The organism is Pseudomonas sp. 10B238 (assembly GCF_000970615.1).
In the GTDB taxonomy this organism is placed as follows: domain Bacteria; phylum Pseudomonadota; class Gammaproteobacteria; order Pseudomonadales; family Pseudomonadaceae; genus Stutzerimonas.
Genome location: NZ_KQ033937.1, coordinates 105,716 through 124,811 on the forward strand (window position 1 = coordinate 105,716; position 19,096 = coordinate 124,811).

Below are 19,096 nucleotides of genomic sequence, written 5' to 3' on the forward strand. Positions count from 1 at the left end.
AACGATGGGGCGGGGCTATCTTCTGTCCCGGAACTGCGGTAGAAACGCGCATGTAGCTGCAACGCGCGCTGATTGTTGCACCGTAGCTGTGCAATTTCAGGTTCGGTAGAGCGGCTGCAGCCAGCCGCGGCGAGCCAGCGTCGCTTGGCGCGCATTGTGCAAAAGCTGTAATGGTAGAACCGCCGTGAGCAGCCGCTCATGGCAAAGAAGTGATATCGGGAGAGACTGCAGCGGCTTGGTCGTGTGCAGCGCCGAAGGAGCAACCGCCCCGGAAACTCTCAGGCAAAAGGACCGTTATCACAGGTGAACTCTGAAGAGCCGCCGGGCCCGTCGTCGCCCGTCGCACCGAAGGAGCAAGCGAGCGCCGCTCGTGAAACTCTCAGGTCCAGAACAGAGGGGGCGCCTGATCCGCATGTCGCGGACGGGCTCTGACCCTTGACGTTCTGGAGCTGCACGCATGAAAAAGATAGCTGTCATTGGTGGCGGTATCACCGGCATCACCACTGCCTACGCGCTGGCCAAGCGTGGTTTCGCCGTCACTCTTTTGGAGAAGCATCGCTACGCAGCGATGGAAACCTCGTTTGCCAATGGCGGTCAGCTGTCCGCCTCCAACGCCGAAGTTTGGAATCACTGGTCGACCATTCTCAAGGGCATCAAGTGGATGCTCAAAAGCGATGCACCGCTGCTGGTCAATCCCAAGCCCAGCTGGCACAAGCTGTCCTGGTTCGCCGAGTTCATCGGCTCCATCCCGCAGTACCGCCAAAACACCATCGAAACGGCTCGCATGGCTATTGCCGCTCGGGAGCACCTGTTCGCCTGGGCCGAGGAAGAGGGCATTGATTTCGACCTGAAAAAGGCCGGCATCTTGCACATCTACCGCGACAAGGCCGGTTTCGAGCATGCCGGCAAAGTCTCGACATTGCTGGCTCAGGGTGGCTTGCCCCGGCGTAGCGTGACACCAGACGAAATGCGTGCCATCGAGCCGACGCTGGCAGGGCAATACTATGGCGGCTACTACACCGAGTGCGATTCCACGGGCGACATCCACATGTTCACCAACGGCCTCGCGGCAGCCGCCATACGCTTAGGCGTCGACTGCCGTTACGACCAGAACGTGAAAGCCGTTGCCACCGATGGCAAGGGTGCCAGCGTGACCGTCGCGGCTTCGGGTGGCGAAGAGCGCCTGCAGTTTGATGGCATCGTTGTCTGCGCCGGAACCGCCAGCCGCGCGTTGGCCGCCCAACTTGGCGATCGGGTGAACATCTATCCAGTGAAAGGCTACTCGATCACGGTCAACCTCAACGACGAGACCAGCCGCGCAGCAGCGCCTACCGTCAGTTTGCTGGACGATGAAACCAAGCTGGTCACCAGCCGCCTGGGTGACAGCCGCCTTCGGGTAGCCGGCACCGCCGAGTTCAACGGCTATAACCGCGACATCCGCGCCGATCGGATCCGTCCGCTGGTGGACTGGGTGGCTGAATGCTTCCCGGGCGTCAGTACTCAGAGCGTGGTGCCTTGGGCTGGCCTGCGGCCGATGATGCCGAACATGATGCCCAAGGTCGGACGCGGCAGCTCACCCTGTGTGTTCTACAACACCGGCCACGGCCATCTCGGCTGGACGCTCTGCGCCATTACTGCCGACATGCTGGGTGACGTGGTGAGCGAGTCCATGGGCAGCGCTCGGTCGTCGACTCCTGCCGCTAGCGGTCAACCGGCCCACGCCTGATCTGCTTGACGGCTGCCCCTCGGGCTGCAGCCGTCATCGGTGCGAATACGTCTGTTTGTGGAGCGGCCGCTGAATGGGCTGCTCTCTCTATTCAATCCCGCAAGCGGGCGGATGCCTGCTCAGAGATCGCTCTCAGTCGTCACGGGTCAGCACTTCCAGCAGCTCGATCTCGAACAGCAGGTTCGAGTTCGGCGCGATGTGCTCACCTACCTGCCGGTCGCCATAGGCGAGGTGGGCGGGAACGAAAAGCCTGCGTTTGCCGCCAACCTTCATGCCCATGAGCCCCAGGTCCCAACCCTTGATAACGCGACCGGTGCCGATCACGCACTGAAACGGCTTGCCGCGATCATAGGACGAGTCGAAGGTACGGCCGTCTTCGAGTTGGCCACGGTATTGCGTGGTGATCAGGGCGCCTTTGACCACGGCCTTGCCGTCGCCGAGCTGGATGTCTTCAATCCGCAGTTCGTTGCTCATCGTGTCTCTCGTGATGTCTTTTCTGGCTACGCCTTTAAACCAGCAATTGACGGGTGCTGGCGATAAGTTGGTGCACCTGCTTTTCCACCTCTGGTGTCGTGGGGATTTCCGGACCGCGGCCGCGCGGACAGGGCAGGCTGGCCGTGGTGCCGAACAGCCGACAGATCAACGGGCGTTGTTCGTAAGCCTCGCAGCCGTTCGGCCCGAGGTGAACGCAGTTCCAGTGCGCCATCGCCGCGTCATGTGCGGCAACGCTCCTGTGCGGCAAGCGGGCCATTTCTTCGGAGGAGGCAGTGACCGGGCCACAGCAATCGTGGCAGCCGGGTTCGCAGGCGAAACCCGGAATTTGCCGGCGAAGGTGATCGATCTTGCGGTTGGTACAGGTCATGCGAAGCGCTTCGGTTCAGGGGCCGGCATGGTACTCGCCTGAGCGGTAAATGCTTGCCCCTCGGCGTGCTTTTATTGCGCGGTGATGATGTCGTCCCAATCGTGATGCTTCTTCACATAGGCCGCAACGAACTCACACATCGGCACGATGCGCTTGCCGCGACGACGGGCGTCATCGAGTGCCTCGCGAACCAGTTTGCTGCCCATGCCCTGGCCCTCCAGGCTCGGATCGACCTCCGTGTGGGTGAAGACCTGACGGTCGCTCTCGTCCTGATAACTGGCGACGCCCAATTCCTTGCCGTCGACTTCAAGGACGTAGCGCTGTTGGGACTCGTCGTGTCGTACGACCGCGTTGTTGTCGTTCATGGAATGGATTCTCCCGTTGGTCTGGTTGATCTGGCCGCATGCCGCAGCCAGTGACTTTTCAAAGGTTTGGCGGACGCGGGTCAGAGCCCGTCGACCAGCCGCTTGCCCAGCGTCGTGCCATGCGCCAAGGCTTCGTCGTAGCTGCGGTAATGCTGCGTCTGGTCGACGCTCACCGGGACGACGATTTCCAATTCTTTGACCACCTCGGCACCCACGGCCCAGAGGGTTTCGCCGAAGGTCTCGTACTCGTAGCCGGTGAGGTGGACGATCACATCGTAGTCGCGGTACACGAGCCGGTGGCTGTGCGGAATCTGGTGATCGCTACCGCCAGGAATATGGGCAGGGGCGTCGAAGTAGGGTTGTTCGGCGTCCGGTTTGACTGCCTTGGTCATCGCTGGGCCTCCCGTTTGGGTTGTCTAGCTTGGGCCCGGTGACGGCGTGCATCGTTCCGTGCCGAAGGCGTTGCGCGACGGGCGCACATCGGACCGGGTGAAAACGATCGCTCACGGCTGACGATCAGAATCTAAGACTGAAGTACTGGCGTTCCAGCCAGCAAGTCGCATGGCGGGGGCGCGAGCGGTGGATAGCATGGCTGTATAACAACAGCCAAGAGGCATCCATGACTCGCCGCGCCAGCCTTCTTTTCTGCATGCTTGTGCTGCTGGGCGTGCTGGCCAGCCCGACGCTGCCCGCACAGGGGCTGGACGGGCAGATCCAGCAGCTTTTTCCTAAAGCCACGCGCATCGAGCCGAAGCAGGACAGTCCGCCTGTGCACAGCGTCTATCAGCTAGACGAATTGCTCGGCTATGCCTTCGAGTCCACCGATTATTCAAACCTGCAGGGCTTTTCCGGCAAACCGATCCGTCTGCTGATCGGCATGGACACCCAGGGTGTGCTGGCCGGGGTGAAGGTTCTGGAACATCACGAGCCGGTTTTTCTGCACGGGCTCGGGGAACAGCCGCTGTTCGACTTCGTCGACCAGTACCAACAGAAATCGATTGGCATACCCATTGTGGTGGGCGGTGCACAGGGTGGGGCGAGCGGAAGTGAGTCGATTGCCCGCATCGATGGGGTGAGCAAGGCTACGGTGTCGGTAGTGATCCTCAACGAGACCGTGTTGCTGTCAGCCCTGAGCGTGGCCCGCAAGCTGCTCGAAGGATTTGCCAGCGGACCCTTGGCCACGGCAAAGCCCGACCTCTATGAACCGCTCGACTGGTCACAGTTGCTGCAGCGCGGCTATCTCCAGCATTGGACGATCAGCCGCGAGGAGGTCGAACGCGGCTTGGGTCATTCCATTGAGGGGTACCTGGATATCGAGCCGGAGAGCGATACGCAGCCCTTCACCGACCTCTACTTCGCCTACCTGAACGCGCCAAGCATTGGCCGCAATCTGTTGGGCGACGCCGGCTTCGCCAAGCTCAACGAGGAATTGAAAGCCGGCGAGCAAGCGGTGCTGGTGCTCTCCTCGGGTATGTATCGGCATGTGCCGGGCGACTTCGTGCCAGCCACATCGCCCAGCCGGTTGGTACTGATGCAGAACGGCCACGCCATTGACCTGTATGACATGAATTTCAACAACGGCGCGGTGATGGACCTGCTCGACGCGCCGCTCGATGAGGTCGAGGCGCAGATCTTCCGCATCAAGACACACAGCGCGTTCAACCCTGCCGAGCCTGCCGGGTTGCGATTGAACGTGAACCTGCAGCGCAACCATCTGGTGCAAAGCAGCACGCAGTTCACCCGTGACTTTCAGCTCGACCAGCAGCTGTTCAACATCGAAGAGGCGCAGATTGCTGCCGAGCCGGCGCCTATCTGGCTGCGCATGTGGCAGGAGCGCATGTGGCAGATCGGCGTGCTTGTCGTATCGCTGATCCTGCTGAGCGCAGTGTTCATCTGGCAGCATCGCATCAGCCGGCACAGCCGTGGCTTCCATCTGTTCCGTGCCGGTTTTTTGTTGTTCACGCTGGTGTTCATAGGCCTGTATGCCCAGGGCCAGCTCTCGGTAGTGAACATCTTCACCCTGTTATTGGCGCTGGGGGAGAACTTCGATATCCGGGTGTTCCTGATGGATCCGGTGATCTTCATCCTCTGGAGCTTCACCTTTGTTAGCCTGTTCATCTGGGGTCGTGGCGTGTTCTGTGGCTGGCTCTGTCCGTTTGGTGCGCTGCAGGAAATGCTCGGCTGGCTGGCCAGGCGCCTGCGTATCCGCCAGTGGAAAATCTCTGATCGGCGCCATCAGCGCTTGCAGTGGTTGAAATACCTGATTCTTATCGGTCTGGTGCCGACCGCCTTCTATTCGCTGACGCTGGCCGAGCGGCTCGCCGAAGTGGAGCCGTTCAAAACCAGCATCACACTATTCTTCGTCCGCTCCTGGCCGTTCGTGCTCTATGCCGTGGTTCTGCTCGGGCTGGGTCTGTTCGTGCACAAGTTCTATTGCCGCTACGTTTGCCCGCTGGGCGCTGGGTTGGCGATGCTTGGCAAGTTCCACCTGTTCTCCTGGCTCAAGCGTATCGATGCGTGCGGCCAACCCTGCCAGCACTGCAAGAACCACTGCGAGATCGGCGCGATTAAGCGTGACGGGCGCATCGACTATGACGAGTGCATTCAGTGTCTGGAGTGCATCGTCATCCTCAACAACGACGACCAGTGCGTGGCCACCATCAGTGCGCGCAAACGGGCAGATAAGGCCGGGCGCCACGTCCATGGCGAGCTGATCGCCACCGATGCCATGGCGCCGCAACCGCTGCCGGCGCCATAAGGCGGGTCACCCAGCCACGCTTTAGTCGCCTGACTTTTCAGATTAGCGACGCAGGCTGACCGCCCGGTTCTGCAATGCTGCACAGCAGTTCTGCGCCGATGGCTATTGTTCCGCAGCCGGACTTCGCTAGGATCGGGCGATTCCGTGCGCCGGCTCCTGGCGGCGCGCCCGATTCCCTGCTTCGAAGAGGCCCCTATGGCTGAACGTGAAATCGTCGTTGTCGGTGCCGTGCGCACCCCGATCGGCTCCTTTGGCGGTGCGCTGAAGGATGTCGACCTGATCGCCCTCGCCACCACGGCCTGCCGCGGCGTGCTGGAACGCTCCGGAACGCCCGCTGACGCTGTGGGCCACGTGGTGATGGGCAACGTGATCCCCACCGAACCGCGCGATGGTTACCTGGCGCGCGTGGCAGCGGTGGATGCCGGTATTCCGCTGGAAACCCCGGCCTTCAACGTCAACCGCTTGTGCGGCTCGGGGTTGCAGGCGGTAATTTCGGCGGCGCAGTCGATCCTGCTGGGCGATACCGACGTAGCCATTGGTGGCGGTGCAGAGAGCATGAGCCGCGGTCCGTTCATCCTGCCGAACCTGCGCTGGGGCGCGCGCCTCGGCGACAGCCAGGCGATCGACTACATGAATACCCTGCTGCATGACCCCTGGGGCAAGTTCCACATGGGCGTGACCGCGGAAAACGTCGCCGAGCGCTATGGCATCAGCCGTGAACAGCAGGATGCGCTGGCGCTGGAAAGCCAACAGCGGGCCGTTCGCGCGGTGGAACAGGGCCGCTTCCGTGAGCAAATCGTCCCGGTCGCGGTTGCCACCCGCAAGGGGACCGTGCAATTCGAGGCCGACGAACATATCCGTGGGGACCTGACCGCCGAGCGCCTCGCGGCGCTGAAACCGGTGTTCAAGAAGGACAACGGCACCGTGACCGCGGGCAACGCCTCCGGGCTCAACGATGGTGCTGCGGCGCTGGTGCTGGCCGAGGCCGGGCGTGCGCAGGCGCTGGGGCTCAAGCCCATGGCGAGGCTGGTCGGGTATGCCCATGCGGGCGTGGACCCGGCCTACATGGGCATCGGCCCGGTGCCGGCCGTGCGCAAGGTGCTGGAGCGCACCGGGATCAGTCTCGATCAGATCGACGTGATCGAAGCCAACGAAGCCTTCGCCGCCCAGGCCTGCGCGGTGATGCAAGAGCTGGGCATGGACCCGGCGCGGGTCAATCCCAACGGTTCAGGTATCTCCCTCGGTCATCCGGTGGGCGCGACCGGCGCGATCATTGCGGTCAAGGCGATCCACGAACTGCAGCGCATTCAGGGGCGCTACGCGCTGGTGACCATGTGCATTGGCGGTGGGCAGGGCATCGCGGCGGTTTTCGAGCGCTGTTGAGTCACGGGGAGCGGTTGCAACTCGTCGGGCCTGCGCCGATTCCACTGAAGATTTGCGCGCGGCTGCCGACAAGGCTGTAGCGAGATTACATCTCGGCACGAGACCGGCTTTCCACAGGACCATTCATGAACAACGCATCCGCTACCGACGCCTTATCGCTTTTGCTGTTCACGCTGCGCAGCGGCAAGCAGATGGCGATCAACCTGTTGAAGGTCAGCGAAATCATTCCGACGCCGTCGCTCACTCGGTTGCCCGAATCGCATCCCCATGTCCGAGGCGTCGCTACGCTGCGGGGTCAGCCGTTGTCGGTGATCGACCTCAGCTTGGCAATCGGCATGGCGCCGTTACAGGACCCCAAAGGCGGCTGCCTGATCGTTACCGAGATCAGCCGTTCCAAACAGGGCTTGCACGTCCAGGCGGTGGTCAAGATCGTGCATATCCAGACGTCGAAAATCCTGCCGCCGCCTTACGGCGCGCGCGCCAACTCGTTCATTACCGGGACGGCGGAAGTGGATGGCGAACTGATCCAGATCCTCGACGTGGAAAAGGTCATTCACAACATCGCCCCGGTTCCGGGAGAGGCCGACATTTCTCATCTGGACGACCAGGACGCGCAACTGCTCACCGAAACCCGCGCGCTGATCGTCGATGACAGCCAGGTGGCCATTCACATGTCGGTATCGGCGCTGACCAAGATGGGCATCACGTGCCATGCGGTGCGCAGCGCCCGCGAAGCCTTCGAGAAACTCGACAGCCTCAAGGATAGCTACGAGGCGATCAACTGCGTGGTCTCGGATATCGAGATGCCTGAAATGGACGGGTATTCCTTCACCCAGGCACTACGCAAGCATCCCGACTACGCCTCTATCTATGTGCTGCTGCACACCTCGCTGGACAGCACCATCAGCACCGACAAGGCCAAGGCCGCCGGTGCCAATGACATCCTGACCAAGTTTTCACCGCCCGAAATGACTAAATGCATGCTGCGCGCGGCGCGGGTGATCCATTTGGGCGAGGATGCGTCGGTCGCCTGAGCGAGTAGAACGTTCGGGTCGCGCGCCAACCTGCAGGCGCGAGCGTGTTCGCGAATGCGTTGAGCCTGGTGTGGCAGCTCTTCGCGTGCACGCTCGCTCCTACGCAAGCTAGGTCGGTTGAAAGGAACGGCGCCTGCTCAGCTGCCGTACTTGCCGAAGCTCGCGTCGCGCGTATTGACGTAGAGCGCATACAGCGAATGGCTGCTGGCCATGAACAGGCGGTTGCCCTTGGCACCCCCGAAACACAGATTGGCGCAGCGTTCCGGCAGCCGGATCTTGCCGATGGCCTTGCCCGCTGGGTTGAAAATCATCACGCCATCAAGGTCGGCGGTCACGGCTTCCGGGGCGCCTGAGCTACCCCAACCGCACCACAAATTGCCGTCTTCGTCGCACTTGATGCCATCCAGTGCGCCATACGCCGATGCCTCGATGTGCTTGCGGCGCTCGCCCAGCGTGCCATCCGCATTGACCGGGTAGGCCCAGATCAGCCGGTTCGGTTTGGCGCGCCCTTCGACTACATAGAGCGTGTTCTGGTCGGGTGAGAAGCACAGCCCGTTGGGACCGGAAATCGAGTCGATCACCCGGGTCACGGCGCCGCTTGCACCGTCGATGCGATAGACCGCGTCTGGCAGCTCGGTTTCGATCTTGTGCCCTTCGTAATAGTTGCCAGTCTGAAAGGGTGGGTCGCTGAACCACACCGAGCCGTCCTGACGCACCGCAAGGTCGTTGGGCGAATTGAAGCGTTTGCCCTCGAACCGATCGGCCAGCACCGTGATGCTGCCGTCGGGCTCGGTGCGGGTCACACGGCGACCGATATCGGTGGTAGTTGAGCCTTCGCACGTCAGTAGCCGGCCCTGTAGGTCACGCGCCAAACCGTTGGAGTGATTCGAGGGCTGGCGATAGACATCGAACGAGCCAGTGATCTCATCCCAGCGCATGATGCGGTTTTCCGGGATATCGCTGACCAGCAGGTAGCGGCCGTCGCCCACCCAGACCGGACCTTCAGCCCAGCGCATACCGCTGGCGATCTTCTCGACGCTGGCGTTGAACAGCCTGTACTTGGTGAAGCTCTCGTCGAGAATCTCCACCAGCTCGTCTGGATAGCGCTGGGTCAAGGGTTCGGCGACGGCGAGCCGGGACAGGCCCAGGCCGCCCATGGAGACGACACCGGCCGAAACCATCAAGGAAGACTTCAGAAAAGCGCGGCGTGCTCCGTTGGTGGTGGAGTCGTTGTTACGTGCTGTCATGGCGGAGTCCTTCAGGCGTTATCAGGGGAGGCGTGATCTCGAGTGGATGCAGGCGCGTCTGCCCGCGGGGAGGCGTTCGGGGGCGCTAGTGGTGGGCTGTGAACAGAACAGGGCGACAGCGAGAGACGGGCCGGGGGCGGCGTACTGGAGTAAGGCATGGTGATTCCATTGTTATTATTAGGTTAGTCATCGTACAACCTCGCCGAGTATCGACAGTGATTTGCAGCCTGTCAAAGCGATAAAGCGATAAACACGCCATTAAGACGAGCACTTGCCAGAAAAGACATCGTATAAGTTGCCCCGTCGCGCTGGTGCCCTCGACGCGCTGATGCCACGTAGAATGGGCGGCTTCGAATGGGTGAGGTACGCGAACGGTGGATCTGCAGCAGGGCTTCGTGCTGACCCGGCATTGGCGAGATACGGCGGCCGGCACCGAAGTGGAGTTCTGGCTGGCGACTGATACCGGCCCACGTCGCTTGCGCGTGCCGTACCAGCCTTCGGTTGCCTTCATTCCGGCGACGCAGCAGCGCAAGGTCGAATTGCTGCTCAAAGGCGAGCGCGACGTCGAACTGCGGCCGCTGAACCTGATCGATTTCCGCCATCGTCCGGTGGTCGGCCTGTATTGCAAGCAGCACCGTCAGTTGATGAATCTCGAGAAGCGCCTGCGCGGTGCAGGACTGGATGTGTACGAGGGCGACATTCGCCCGCCGGAGCGCTACCTGATGGAGCGCTTCATCACCGCACCGGTGAGCTTTACCGGCCAGCCGGATGCCGACGGTGTGCTGTTGGAGGCGCAGATCAAACCGGCACCGGACTATCGCCCGCAGCTCCGGCTCGTCTCGCTGGATATCGAAACCACGATGCGCGGTGAGCTGTATTCGATTGCGTTGGAGGGCTGCGGCCAGCGGCAGGTCTACATGCTCGGCCCGGCCAACGGCGATGGCTCCGGCGTGGATTTCGAACTGGAATATTGCGACAGCCGCAAACAGCTGATCGAACGGTTGAACGGCTGGATGGCACGGCATGACCCAGACGGCATCATCGGCTGGAACCTGGTGCAGTTCGATCTGCGGGTGCTGCGTGATCAGGCTCAGCGCTACCAGGTACCGCTACGCCTGGGCCGTGGCGGGGAAGAAATGGCCTGGCGTGAGCACGGCAGCCGAGGCAACCATTTCTTCGCCGCAGCGGCGGGGCGGCTGATCATCGATGGCATCGAGGCCCTGCGTTCGGCCACCTGGAGCTTCCCCTCGTTCAGCCTGGAAAATGTCGCGCAGACCTTGCTCGGTGAGGGCAAGGCGATCGACACGCCGTATCAGCGCATGGACGAAATAAACCGCATGTTCGCCGAGGACAAGCCGGCCTTGGCGCGCTACAACCTCAAGGACTGCGAACTGGTCACGCGCATCTTCGCCAAGACCGAACTGCTGACGTTTTTGCTCGAACGGGCCACCGTCACCGGATTGCCTGCCGACCGTAGCGGCGGGTCGGTGGCTGCCTTCGAACACCTCTACATCCCGCTAATGCACCGCCAGGGCTTCGTCGCGCCGAATCTCGGCGAGCGGCCGCCCGAGGCCAGCCCTGGCGGCTTCGTCATGAATTCTCAGCCGGGCCTGTACGAATCGGTGCTGGTGTTGGACTACAAGAGCCTCTACCCCTCGATCATCCGTACCTTCCTCATCGATCCGGTGGGGCTGGTCGAAGGCATGCGCCAACCGGAAGACAGCGACTCGGTGCCGGGCTTCCGTGGTGCGCGCTTCTCGCGTACGCAGCATTGCCTGCCGGCCATCGTCGAGCGCGTCTGGGAAGGCCGCGAGTCGGCCAAGCGTGAAGGCAACAAGCCGCTGTCCCAGGCGCTGAAAATCATCATGAACGCGTTCTACGGCGTGCTCGGTTCCAGCGGCTGCCGGTTCTTCGATCCGCGGCTGGCCTCGTCGATTACCCTGCGCGGCCACGAGATCATGCGGCGCACCCGCGAGCTGATCGAAGCCGAGGGCTACAGCGTGATCTACGGCGACACCGATTCCACCTTCGTCTGGCTAAAGCGCGCCCACAGCGACGAGGACGCGGCGCGCATCGGCAAGGGGTTGGTGCAGCAGATCAACCAGTGGTGGCGCGAGCACTTGCAGCGCGAATTCGGTCTACATAGCGCCTTGGAGTTGCAGTTCGAGAGCCACTTCAAGCGCTTTCTGATGCCGACCATTCGCGGCGCGGAGGAGGGTAGCAAGAAGCGCTATGCCGGGCTGGTCACCCGCGCCGATGGCAGTGATGGCCTGGTCTTCAAAGGGCTGGAAACGGTGCGCACCGACTGGTCGCCATTGGCCCAGCAGTTTCAGCAGGAACTGTATCGACTGATCTTCAATCGCGAGCCTTACCAAGACTACGTGCGCAGCTACGTCCAGCGGACGTTGGCCGGCGAGCTGGACGAGCTGCTGATCTTCCGCAAGCGCCTGCGTCGGCGCCTGGATGACTACGAGCGCAACGTGCCGCCGCATGTGCGTGCCGCCCGTATCGCCGATGAATACAACCTGCAGCATGGTCGTCAGCGGCAGTACCAGAATGGCGGCTGGATCAGCTACTTGATCACCGTGGCCGGCCCGGAACCACTGGAAGTGCGGCGCGCACCGATCGACTATGACCATTACGTCAGCCGCCAGCTGCAACCCATCGCCGATGCCATCCTGCCGTTCGTCAATGACAGCTTCAGCGCGTTGATCGACGAACAACTCGGGTTGTTTTGACCGCGCTCAGCCGAGCTGGCTTTTGCCGAGCACCATGGCCACGCCGGCGAAATACAAGCCGATCAAGGTGACGCTTTCGAAGCCGATCTTGCCCAGCCCGTGCTTCTCTCGGCGCAGCAGGCCCATGAGCAACACGCCGGTCATCAATATCGACAGGGCCACCCAGAGCAGAACATTGCTGGAAATATGGTGGTAGATCGAACCGTCGCGATAGGCGACATCCGAGGCAGCGACGAACAGCGTGTCGAACGCGTTGCCACCGATGATGCCGCCGACGGCCAGCGTCAGGGCGCCACGCCTTACAGCCGCGACCGAAGTGACCAGTTCCGGCAGGGACGTCACCACGGCGGTCAATAGGACGCCCACTGCCGCTTCGCTGAGCCAGGTATGCAATGCGATCTCGCTGGCCGACGCTTCCAGCAGCCAGCCGCTGATACCGAGTATCGCAGCCATGATCACGAAGCGAACCCAGAGCGAGGTCAGCGAGCGGTTCGTTGACTGTTCGTCGGGGGTGTCCTCTCGGGTCTCGCGAGTTCGCGCTGGCAGCCACATGGCTTCGTTTTGGCCCTTTGCTATTACGCGCAAGCCATAGAGGTAGCCGAGCAGCAGTAGTGGAGTAACCGGGTGGATCGCCCACACGGTGACGTCTGGCGAAAAACTGCCGACGAGGATCAGGGACAGCAGACACAACACCAGCGTGCCCTGCATGAGGTTGCCGATGGAAGCAGCTGCGTGCTCGAGGTTGACCCGCCGCAAGGCAAGGTCGGCCACCGTCAGGAACAACGTTTGCACCGCGATGCCACCCAGCGCGTTGCTCATCGCCAATTCTGGCTGCCCCTGCCAGGCAGCTGTAACGGACAGGACAATTCCGGACAGGGACGTCGCCATTCCCAGCAGGATCGCGCCAGCCATCGCTTCGCCCATGCCGGTGCGGTCGGCGAGTTCATCGACCACCCGCGTCAGACGGGTACCTACGATGCCAATCACGACTGCGCAGACCAATAGCAGGCCCACGCTCATCGACAATCCCATTGCCTGAAGTTGTGGCAAAAACAGGCCCTCTGGTCCGGCCGCTTGATTGCGGCAATGACTAAGTAGAGCGGCTCGATTGGCCTGGGTTCAGCTCGCGAGGTCCGAAGAAGGGCAACTCGGATCGCCAAGGGATGCGATTTTGGGCGCGCTGCCAAGCCGCTAGGAACTGGTCGGGAATGGCCGATCTTGAGCCTGGTCAAGTTCAGCCAGCGGAGGTCTGTTTAGCCTGAGGGCTTCTATCAAGCGAATCCCGAGGCCTGCATGGCCAAGAAATTCCCACTCAACCCGCCGCATCCCGAGCGCATCTGCTGGGGTTGTGATCGCTATTGCCCCGCCGACTCCCTGGCCTGCGGCAATGGCGCCGGCAGGACTCAGCATCCGGCTGAAATGATGGGCGACGACTGGTACGAGTTCGGCGACTGGGGAGACCTGATCGCGGCTGACAAGGCTGGCAAGAACCAGAAATAGCGTCGCTGGTGCTTCTGCCCGATCAGTCAGCAGCGAGAGTTGCTGACTGATCGAGCAGCTGCCGTACTTTGCCGAGCAACTCGTCGATCTGGAATGGCTTAACCACCATGTCCATTCCGGCAGCGAGAAAGCGATCTCGGCGCACCGCGTTCTCGGCGTAACCCGTCATGAACAGCACCGGTAGAGCCGGGCGATAAGTTCGCGCTGCGTCAGCCAGGTCCCGCCCGGAAAGCTGTGGAAGCCCCACGTCCGTCAAAAACAGATCGACGCTGGTGTCGTCCTGCAACACCGACAACGCAGTGGCGGCATCGGCGGCTTGGCTGCATCGATAGCCAGCCTCGCTCAGCATCTCGGCTACCAACATGCGGATTGCCGGCATGTCCTCGACGATCAGTACGTGCTCGCCGTTGCCCAGCGGCGTGTCGCTGACCGAGGCGGCGGCCGGCTGGGTGGCAGTGGCGGCGGGCAGCACCAGCGAGACTTCCGTGCCTTCGCCGACAACACTGCTAAGCCTGGCTTCGCCACCGGACTGTCGGGCGAACCCGTAGATCGATGACAATCCCAGGCCTGTGCCCTGGCCAAGTGGCTTGGTGGTGAAGAAGGGGTCGAACACCTTGCCAAGCACTTCCGGTGCGATACCGGTGCCGTCGTCCTCCACTGTCAGCACGACGTAGTTTCCATCAGCCAGGTCCGCATCGCCCTCTGACCGCAAGCTCGCGGTGCGGATGGTGATCTTGCCGCCACGGGGCAGGGCATCGCGTGCGTTGATAACCAGATTGAGGATGGCGCTTTCGAGCTGGTTGGCGTCAACCTGTGCCACCGCGCCTTGCTCGGACAGCTCCAGATTCAGCGATATATGCTCGCCAATGGTTCGCTGCAACAGCTCCTCGAGCGAGCGGATCTGGTCGTTGAGGTCCGCTGGCCGTGCATCCAAGGGTTGCTGGCGGGCAAAGGCCAGCAGACGATTGGTCATCGATGCGGCGCTGCGGGCCGAATTCAGCGCGGTGTCGGCAAAGCGCAGGACCGCATCGGTGCGGCCTTCGTGCACGCGTTTCTTCAGCAGCTCGATGCCGGTGATGATCCCGGTCAGCAGATTATTGAAATCATGTGCGATGCCGCCGGTCAGCTTGCCCAGCGCGTCCATTTTCTGCGCCTGCATCAGCTGCCCTTCGGTCCGGACGCGCTCGGCAACTTCTCGGGCCAGCTCGTTGGTGGCGTTGTCGAGTTGCTGCCGTTGTGAACGCTCGCGTTGACGCTGCTCGGTAATGTCTTCGATAACGACCAGCCCTAGTTCAGAGGCCCGGTATGGCGAAACCTGCCACTTGGTCTCGCGACGCTCCCCAGCCACCTGAATGAACAACGTGTCATGCCAGCGAGCCCCACTCGCGAGGCTTGCCCGCAGCGACAGCAGCTTGGCTTCCTGCCCCTCGGCAAGGCTTGCCGTAAGCGCAGAGGGTTCAGGCTGATTGCCCAACAGCAGGGACAGCGCACGGTTGCTTTCGTGGATTTGCAGCTGCGGGTCGATCACCGCGATGGGCGCCGCTACCTGCGAAAAGATTTCACGAAAGCGTGCCTCGCTTTCACGCAGGGCATGCTCGGTGTCCCGCACTCGCAACAGTGTGCGCAGCGTAGCCAGGAGCACGTCCGGATCGACAGGGTGAACGAGGTAGGCGTCGGCCCCCGCATCCAGGCCGGTGATGATATCGCCGGTCTGAATAGACGCTGCGGAAACGTGAATGACCGGCAGCAGCCGCGTGCGGTCATCGGTTCGCAGCTGCCGTACGATGTCGAAGCCGCTCATGTCCGGCAGATTCACATCGAGAATCAGCGCGTCGATCGCTTCGGTGGCAATCAGGTCCAGTCCTTCGGTGCCCGTTCCGGCTTCGAGCACGGCATAACCGTGGCGCTCAAGCACCCGGCGTATCGCGTAGCGCGTGGCCGCGTTGTCGTCGACGACCAGCAGCTGGCTCTTATGCTCCATCAGCGCGCTCCGCGGAGATCGCGACGGGAATGACTACATAGAACGTCGACCCCACCCCCGGCTTGCTGTCGACGCCAACGCGGCCACCCAGCAGTTCGGCGAAGCGCTTGCACAGCGACAGTCCCAGGCCGGTGCCGCGCAGACGCTTTTGCAAGGGCGTATCGATCTGAACGAAGTCTTCGAACAGGTTGCCGTGCAAGTCTTCCGGAATACCGATGCCTGTGTCCGTCACGGCGAAGCGAACCTCGCCGTCACCCTCGGCACAGGCGGAAATGCGTACTTCGCCGTTCTGGGTGAACTTGAGCGCATTGGAGATGAAGTTACGCAAAATTTGCGCGAGCTTCTTGTCGTCCGTGTACAGCCGCGGCATGTCGTGCGGCTCCTCGAAAATCAGATCCACCGCGTTCGCATCGACGATCGGGCGAAACATTCCGCGCAAGGCGGCGAACAGATCCAGCATGTCGAACCAGGCGGGCGATATGGTGATGCGGCCGGCTTCGATCTTGGCGAGATCGAGCAGGTCGTCGACCATGTCGCTGAGTTCGCCAGCAGCGCCGTTGATGAACGACACCTGCCTGTGCTGTTCCGGGCTGAGCGGGCCGTCCAGTTCATCGCTGAGCAGACGGGTAATGCTGCGAATGGAACCCAAGGGCGTACGGAACTCGTGGCTCATGTAGGACAAGAAGCGGCTTTTCAGGTCCGACGCCTGTCTGAGCTGCTCGGCCTGGGTGTCGAGTTCGGCATAGAGCGCGAGGACGCCCTGGTTGGTTTCCTCGAGTTCGGCGCGCAGCAGATCGTTCTCGCTGCGCAGCTGTTCGATGAGGTCGTTCGTGTTCGAGTCAGTCACCGAGTTCCTCCAGCGCAATCACCATAACGGTCACGTCATCTCGACCACGGCAGAAGTCGCGGTGCAACAGCGCTGCAATAATCGCCGGGTGACGGTGCACCAGGCCGGGGTAGTCGCGCAGGTCCCAACGCGACTGCAAGCCGTCGCTGTACATGATCAATAATTGTTGACCGTCGACCGGATAATCGAAGGCTACAGCCTTGCGGAACTGCGAGCCGACGATACCGGGGTGCGAGGCCAGGCCGCGGCTTTTTTCAGGGGTCAGCAGGCAGGCACCGATGTTTCCGATTCCGGCGAAACGCACCTTGCCCACGTCATACAGGGCGATAGCTGCTGCGCCGCCCCGCGTGCCGGTCATCGCCCGGTGCATGTCGAGCATGCTGATCGTTGGGTCGGCAAACGGGTCCTCGGCGAACGCGGCGGCCCCAGCCAGACCGGCCTTCTCAGCATCTTCGCCATGTCCGATACCGTCGATGACCACCGCGCTGAGACGCGAGCCATCGACAGCCAGGTGCCAGACGTCGCCGCAGGCCGGATCGTTCTTCAGTGAATGCTGACTGACCCCGAACCGAAGGGGCAGGGCCGAGACATGGCGAGGGTACAGCTGCGCCAGTACCACCGAGCCTCTGCTGTCGGAATGGATATCGAACAGCTGTGCCTGACGCATCAACGCACCGAGCCCGGTCCCCTGAGTGCCGCCGGTGGAAAAACCATCGGCTAGGCATTCGTTGGGGTTGAAGCCAGGACCACGGTCGACCGCGATCAGCTCAATGCCCTGTCCGCTCTGCGCCGGTATTTTGCGCAGGTGCAAAGCCCCATGCTGCGCATGTTTGAGCAAGTTGGTTGCCAGCTCCGTAGCCACCAGAGCGACGCGTCCGGCATCGGTCTCATCGAATGCACACCCAACGGCCAGCGATTGCGCGACGCGTCGCGCATGGCCGACCTGGCTTTCGTCTTCGATCGGCAGGACGGTGGTCATTGACCCCTTAATGTTCATGACCATTTAGTGATGCTGATGCGTGTGCCGACGCCGGGCGTGCTGTCGAGCTCGAAGTCGTCCACCAGGCGCTTGGCGCCGGTCAGCCCAAGGCCAAGGCCGCCGCCAGAGGTCCAGCCATCGGTCAAGGCCAGCTTGATGTCAGCAATGCCTGGACCCTCGTCACGAAAGGTCAGCCGGATGCCGGTTCGTGTGCCTTCGTCCAGGACCTCCCAGTCCATATCGCCGCCGCCGCCGTAAACGACGGTGTTACGGGCCAACTCGCTGACTGCGGTGACCAGCTTGGTCTGATCGATCAAGCGCATGCCGCAATCCTGAGCCAGCTTGCGGACCGCCTGCCGTGCCAGTACCACGTCCTGTTCGATCCGTACTGGAGTGCTGCCGCTGCGGCGCACGGTCATTTATCGGCCATCCGCTTATGCAGCAACTGCATGCCTCTTTCGACATTGAGCGCCGTGCTGACGCCCTGCAATGTCAGGCCTAGTTCGACCAGGGTAATCGCAACGGCCGGTTGCATACCGACGACGACTGTCTCCGCGTCCATAATGCTCGACAGGCCGGAGATCGAACTGATCATGCGGCCAATGAACGAGTCGACCATGTCCAGCGCGGAGATGTCGATCAGCACCGCTTTGGCGGACGTTGCGCTGATGCGTTCGGCCAGGTCGTCCTGCAACGTCATTGCCAGTTGATCGTGCATGTCGACCTGAATGGTGACGAGTAGGAACTCGCCCATTCGGAGTATTGGGATGCGCTCCATTACACCGCCTTCGTGACGGTCAGCCCGGAGCGACGCAGCGCAAGCGCCAGCGCGTCGGCGAGAGAAGCCTTAGTAACAATGCCCTGAAGGTCGAGGCCCAGGTGCACGATAGTCTGCGCGATCTGCGGACGTACTCCGCTGATGATGCAGTCAGCGCCCATCAGGCGGATCGCAGTGACGGTTTTCAGGAGGTGCTGCGCCACCAGTGTGTCCACGGTTGGCACGCCGGTGATGTCGATGATGGCAATTTCCGAACCGGTATCGACGATGCGCTGCAGCAGCGACTCCATCACCACCTGGGTGCGTTGCGAGTCGAGGGTGCCGATCATTGGCAGCGCAAGGACGCCATCCCACAGCTTGACCACAGGCGTGGACAGCTCGAGCAGTTCTTCTTGCTGGCGCTTGATGACCGCTTCTCGGGATTTCTGGAAGGCGCGCACCGTGTGCAAGCCGAGTTGGTCGATTAGCTCGGACAGCGCCCAAAGTTGCTCGGCCAGCATCCCCGGTTCATCGGCGTATTCGGTCTGCAACAGCGGCAGCAATGGACGCTTGAACGAGAAGATGAAGCCAGCGGTTTGCTGCGAATCGAACCCCAGCAGGACGCGGCTGTGGGACAGCTGCTCGAGGAACAGGCGCATCTCTTCCCAGTTTCCCGCCCGCAGATCAGTGGATTCTGCCTGGCCAGCGCCTTCGATTAGCAAACGGAGGAAGTCGGCAGTCTGCTGGCGAAACTCTTCGATCTTGACGTTGCGGTACAAGCCGCTGGCTTCGAGTTCGCGGGTCCAGCTGTCGAGCAGCTCATGCTCTTTCTTGGCGATTACGTTGAATGTGCGTTGTTGTAATGCTGCCATTAGCGCTTTTCCTTATGGGAGTGCCGCGGTAGTCGAGTTTGATCCAC

General features: G+C 62.0%; 18 protein-coding genes and 2 riboswitches. Of the genes, 6 read left to right on the top strand and 12 right to left on the bottom strand.

All coding sequences use genetic code 11. The annotated features are described in order from the left end of the window. The first annotated feature begins 206 nt into the window (after window positions 1-206). Window positions 207-304, top strand: a riboswitch (glycine riboswitch). A 4-nt stretch (window positions 305-308) separates the two neighbouring features. Further along, a riboswitch (glycine riboswitch) is annotated at window positions 309-396 on the top strand. A 61-nt stretch (window positions 397-457) separates the two neighbouring features. Beyond that, window positions 458-1,726: a D-amino acid dehydrogenase gene (locus RT21_RS17015; protein WP_046163660.1), complete on the top strand. Its 1,269-nt coding sequence runs from the start codon at window positions 458-460 to the stop codon at window positions 1,724-1,726. A gap of 132 nt (window positions 1,727-1,858) precedes the next feature. Here the strand turns inward: RT21_RS17015 and RT21_RS17020 are convergent, their stop codons facing one another. The 4 genes from RT21_RS17020 to RT21_RS17035 form a co-directional block, all read right to left on the bottom strand. Further along, a complete protein-coding gene (locus RT21_RS17020; protein ID WP_045426653.1) occupies window positions 1,859-2,200 on the bottom strand; it encodes an FKBP-type peptidyl-prolyl cis-trans isomerase in 342 nt (113 codons plus the stop codon). Window positions 2,201-2,234: 34 nt separating this feature from the next. Further along, complete coding sequence (locus tag RT21_RS17025; RefSeq protein ID WP_046163661.1) at window positions 2,235-2,588, bottom strand: YkgJ family cysteine cluster protein; 354 nt, start codon at window positions 2,586-2,588, stop codon at window positions 2,235-2,237. A gap of 71 nt (window positions 2,589-2,659) precedes the next feature. Continuing rightward, window positions 2,660-2,953, bottom strand: coding sequence for a GNAT family N-acetyltransferase (locus RT21_RS17030; protein ID WP_046163662.1), 294 nt, complete (start codon window positions 2,951-2,953; stop codon window positions 2,660-2,662). Window positions 2,954-3,033: 80 nt separating this feature from the next. Beyond that, window positions 3,034-3,345 carry a hypothetical protein gene (locus RT21_RS17035; RefSeq protein ID WP_046163663.1) on the bottom strand — a complete coding sequence of 104 codons (312 nt, stop codon included), beginning with the start codon at window positions 3,343-3,345 and terminating at the stop codon, window positions 3,034-3,036. A 227-nt stretch (window positions 3,346-3,572) separates the two neighbouring features. Between RT21_RS17035 and RT21_RS17040 the strand changes: the two genes are divergently transcribed. From RT21_RS17040 to RT21_RS17050, 3 genes are all read left to right on the top strand, one after another. Continuing rightward, window positions 3,573-5,711, top strand: a complete 2,139-nt coding sequence (locus RT21_RS17040; protein WP_046163664.1) for a NosR/NirI family protein — start codon at window positions 3,573-3,575, stop codon at window positions 5,709-5,711. Between the two features lie 195 nt (window positions 5,712-5,906). Then, entirely contained in the window at window positions 5,907-7,094 is a 1,188-nt protein-coding gene (locus RT21_RS17045) for an acetyl-CoA C-acyltransferase family protein (RefSeq protein WP_046163665.1), read from the top strand. A 125-nt stretch (window positions 7,095-7,219) separates the two neighbouring features. Further along, the gene (locus tag RT21_RS17050; RefSeq protein WP_045426663.1) at window positions 7,220-8,128 is read left to right on the top strand and encodes a chemotaxis protein CheV; all 909 of its coding nucleotides are present in this window, start codon (window positions 7,220-7,222) and stop codon (window positions 8,126-8,128) included. A gap of 137 nt (window positions 8,129-8,265) precedes the next feature. Here RT21_RS17050 and RT21_RS17055 read toward each other — a convergent pair whose 3' ends face one another. Continuing rightward, window positions 8,266-9,375: an SMP-30/gluconolactonase/LRE family protein gene (locus RT21_RS17055; protein WP_046163666.1), complete on the bottom strand. Its 1,110-nt coding sequence runs from the start codon at window positions 9,373-9,375 to the stop codon at window positions 8,266-8,268. A gap of 374 nt (window positions 9,376-9,749) precedes the next feature. Between RT21_RS17055 and RT21_RS17060 the strand changes: the two genes are divergently transcribed. After that, entirely contained in the window at window positions 9,750-12,113 is a 2,364-nt protein-coding gene (locus RT21_RS17060; protein ID WP_046163667.1) for a DNA polymerase II, read from the top strand. 6 nt (window positions 12,114-12,119) lie between these two features. Here the strand turns inward: RT21_RS17060 and RT21_RS17065 are convergent, their stop codons facing one another. Next, window positions 12,120-13,133 (bottom strand): sodium:calcium antiporter, encoded by a 1,014-nt coding sequence (locus RT21_RS17065; protein ID WP_196766704.1) that lies wholly within the window; start codon window positions 13,131-13,133, stop codon window positions 12,120-12,122. A gap of 273 nt (window positions 13,134-13,406) precedes the next feature. Between RT21_RS17065 and RT21_RS17070 the strand changes: the two genes are divergently transcribed. Further along, entirely contained in the window at window positions 13,407-13,613 is a 207-nt protein-coding gene (locus RT21_RS17070) for a DUF3079 domain-containing protein (protein WP_045426672.1), read from the top strand. Window positions 13,614-13,635: 22 nt separating this feature from the next. Here the strand turns inward: RT21_RS17070 and RT21_RS17075 are convergent, their stop codons facing one another. The 6 genes from RT21_RS17075 to RT21_RS17100 are packed head-to-tail and all read right to left on the bottom strand — an operon-like array spanning window position 13,636 to window position 19,049. Next, window positions 13,636-15,594, bottom strand: a complete 1,959-nt coding sequence (locus RT21_RS17075; protein WP_046163668.1) for a response regulator — start codon at window positions 15,592-15,594, stop codon at window positions 13,636-13,638. Then, complete coding sequence (locus tag RT21_RS17080) at window positions 15,584-16,441, bottom strand: sensor histidine kinase (RefSeq protein ID WP_046163669.1); 858 nt, start codon at window positions 16,439-16,441, stop codon at window positions 15,584-15,586. The genes RT21_RS17075 and RT21_RS17080 overlap by 11 nt, the downstream gene beginning before the upstream one ends. Further along, window positions 16,434-17,438, bottom strand: a complete 1,005-nt coding sequence (locus RT21_RS17085) for an ATP-binding protein (protein ID WP_046163725.1) — start codon at window positions 17,436-17,438, stop codon at window positions 16,434-16,436. The genes RT21_RS17080 and RT21_RS17085 overlap by 8 nt, the downstream gene beginning before the upstream one ends. Then, window positions 17,435-17,839: an anti-sigma regulatory factor gene (locus RT21_RS17090; RefSeq protein WP_046163670.1), complete on the bottom strand. Its 405-nt coding sequence runs from the start codon at window positions 17,837-17,839 to the stop codon at window positions 17,435-17,437. Before RT21_RS17090 ends, RT21_RS17085 begins: the two co-directional genes overlap by 4 nt. Beyond that, window positions 17,836-18,198: an STAS domain-containing protein gene (locus RT21_RS17095; protein WP_046163671.1), complete on the bottom strand. Its 363-nt coding sequence runs from the start codon at window positions 18,196-18,198 to the stop codon at window positions 17,836-17,838. Before RT21_RS17095 ends, RT21_RS17090 begins: the two co-directional genes overlap by 4 nt. Then, window positions 18,198-19,049 carry an STAS domain-containing protein gene (locus tag RT21_RS17100; RefSeq protein WP_046163672.1) on the bottom strand — a complete coding sequence of 284 codons (852 nt, stop codon included), beginning with the start codon at window positions 19,047-19,049 and terminating at the stop codon, window positions 18,198-18,200. Before RT21_RS17100 ends, RT21_RS17095 begins: the two co-directional genes overlap by 1 nt. Window positions 19,050-19,096: the final 47 nt, after the last annotated feature.

Excerpts from the sequence above, each read along its gene's own strand:
- RT21_RS17015 (WP_046163660.1), top strand. The coding sequence starts at position 458 with ATGAAAAAGATAGCTGTCATTGGTGGCGGTATCACCGGCATCACCACT.
- RT21_RS17020 (WP_045426653.1), bottom strand. The coding sequence starts at position 2,200 with ATGAGCAACGAACTGCGGATTGAAGACATCCAGCTCGGCGACGGCAAG.
- RT21_RS17025 (WP_046163661.1), bottom strand. The coding sequence starts at position 2,588 with ATGACCTGTACCAACCGCAAGATCGATCACCTTCGCCGGCAAATTCCG.
- RT21_RS17030 (WP_046163662.1), bottom strand. The coding sequence starts at position 2,953 with ATGAACGACAACAACGCGGTCGTACGACACGACGAGTCCCAACAGCGC.
- RT21_RS17035 (WP_046163663.1), bottom strand. The coding sequence starts at position 3,345 with ATGACCAAGGCAGTCAAACCGGACGCCGAACAACCCTACTTCGACGCC.
- RT21_RS17040 (WP_046163664.1), top strand. The coding sequence starts at position 3,573 with ATGACTCGCCGCGCCAGCCTTCTTTTCTGCATGCTTGTGCTGCTGGGC.
- RT21_RS17045 (WP_046163665.1), top strand. The coding sequence starts at position 5,907 with ATGGCTGAACGTGAAATCGTCGTTGTCGGTGCCGTGCGCACCCCGATC.
- RT21_RS17050 (WP_045426663.1), top strand. The coding sequence starts at position 7,220 with ATGAACAACGCATCCGCTACCGACGCCTTATCGCTTTTGCTGTTCACG.
- RT21_RS17055 (WP_046163666.1), bottom strand. The coding sequence starts at position 9,375 with ATGACAGCACGTAACAACGACTCCACCACCAACGGAGCACGCCGCGCT.
- RT21_RS17065 (WP_196766704.1), bottom strand. The coding sequence starts at position 13,133 with ATGAGCGTGGGCCTGCTATTGGTCTGCGCAGTCGTGATTGGCATCGTA.
- RT21_RS17070 (WP_045426672.1), top strand. The coding sequence starts at position 13,407 with ATGGCCAAGAAATTCCCACTCAACCCGCCGCATCCCGAGCGCATCTGC.
- RT21_RS17075 (WP_046163668.1), bottom strand. The coding sequence starts at position 15,594 with ATGGAGCATAAGAGCCAGCTGCTGGTCGTCGACGACAACGCGGCCACG.
- RT21_RS17085 (WP_046163725.1), bottom strand. The coding sequence starts at position 17,438 with ATGAACATTAAGGGGTCAATGACCACCGTCCTGCCGATCGAAGACGAA.
- RT21_RS17090 (WP_046163670.1), bottom strand. The coding sequence starts at position 17,839 with ATGACCGTGCGCCGCAGCGGCAGCACTCCAGTACGGATCGAACAGGAC.
- RT21_RS17095 (WP_046163671.1), bottom strand. The coding sequence starts at position 18,198 with ATGGAGCGCATCCCAATACTCCGAATGGGCGAGTTCCTACTCGTCACC.
- RT21_RS17100 (WP_046163672.1), bottom strand. The coding sequence starts at position 19,049 with ATGGCAGCATTACAACAACGCACATTCAACGTAATCGCCAAGAAAGAG.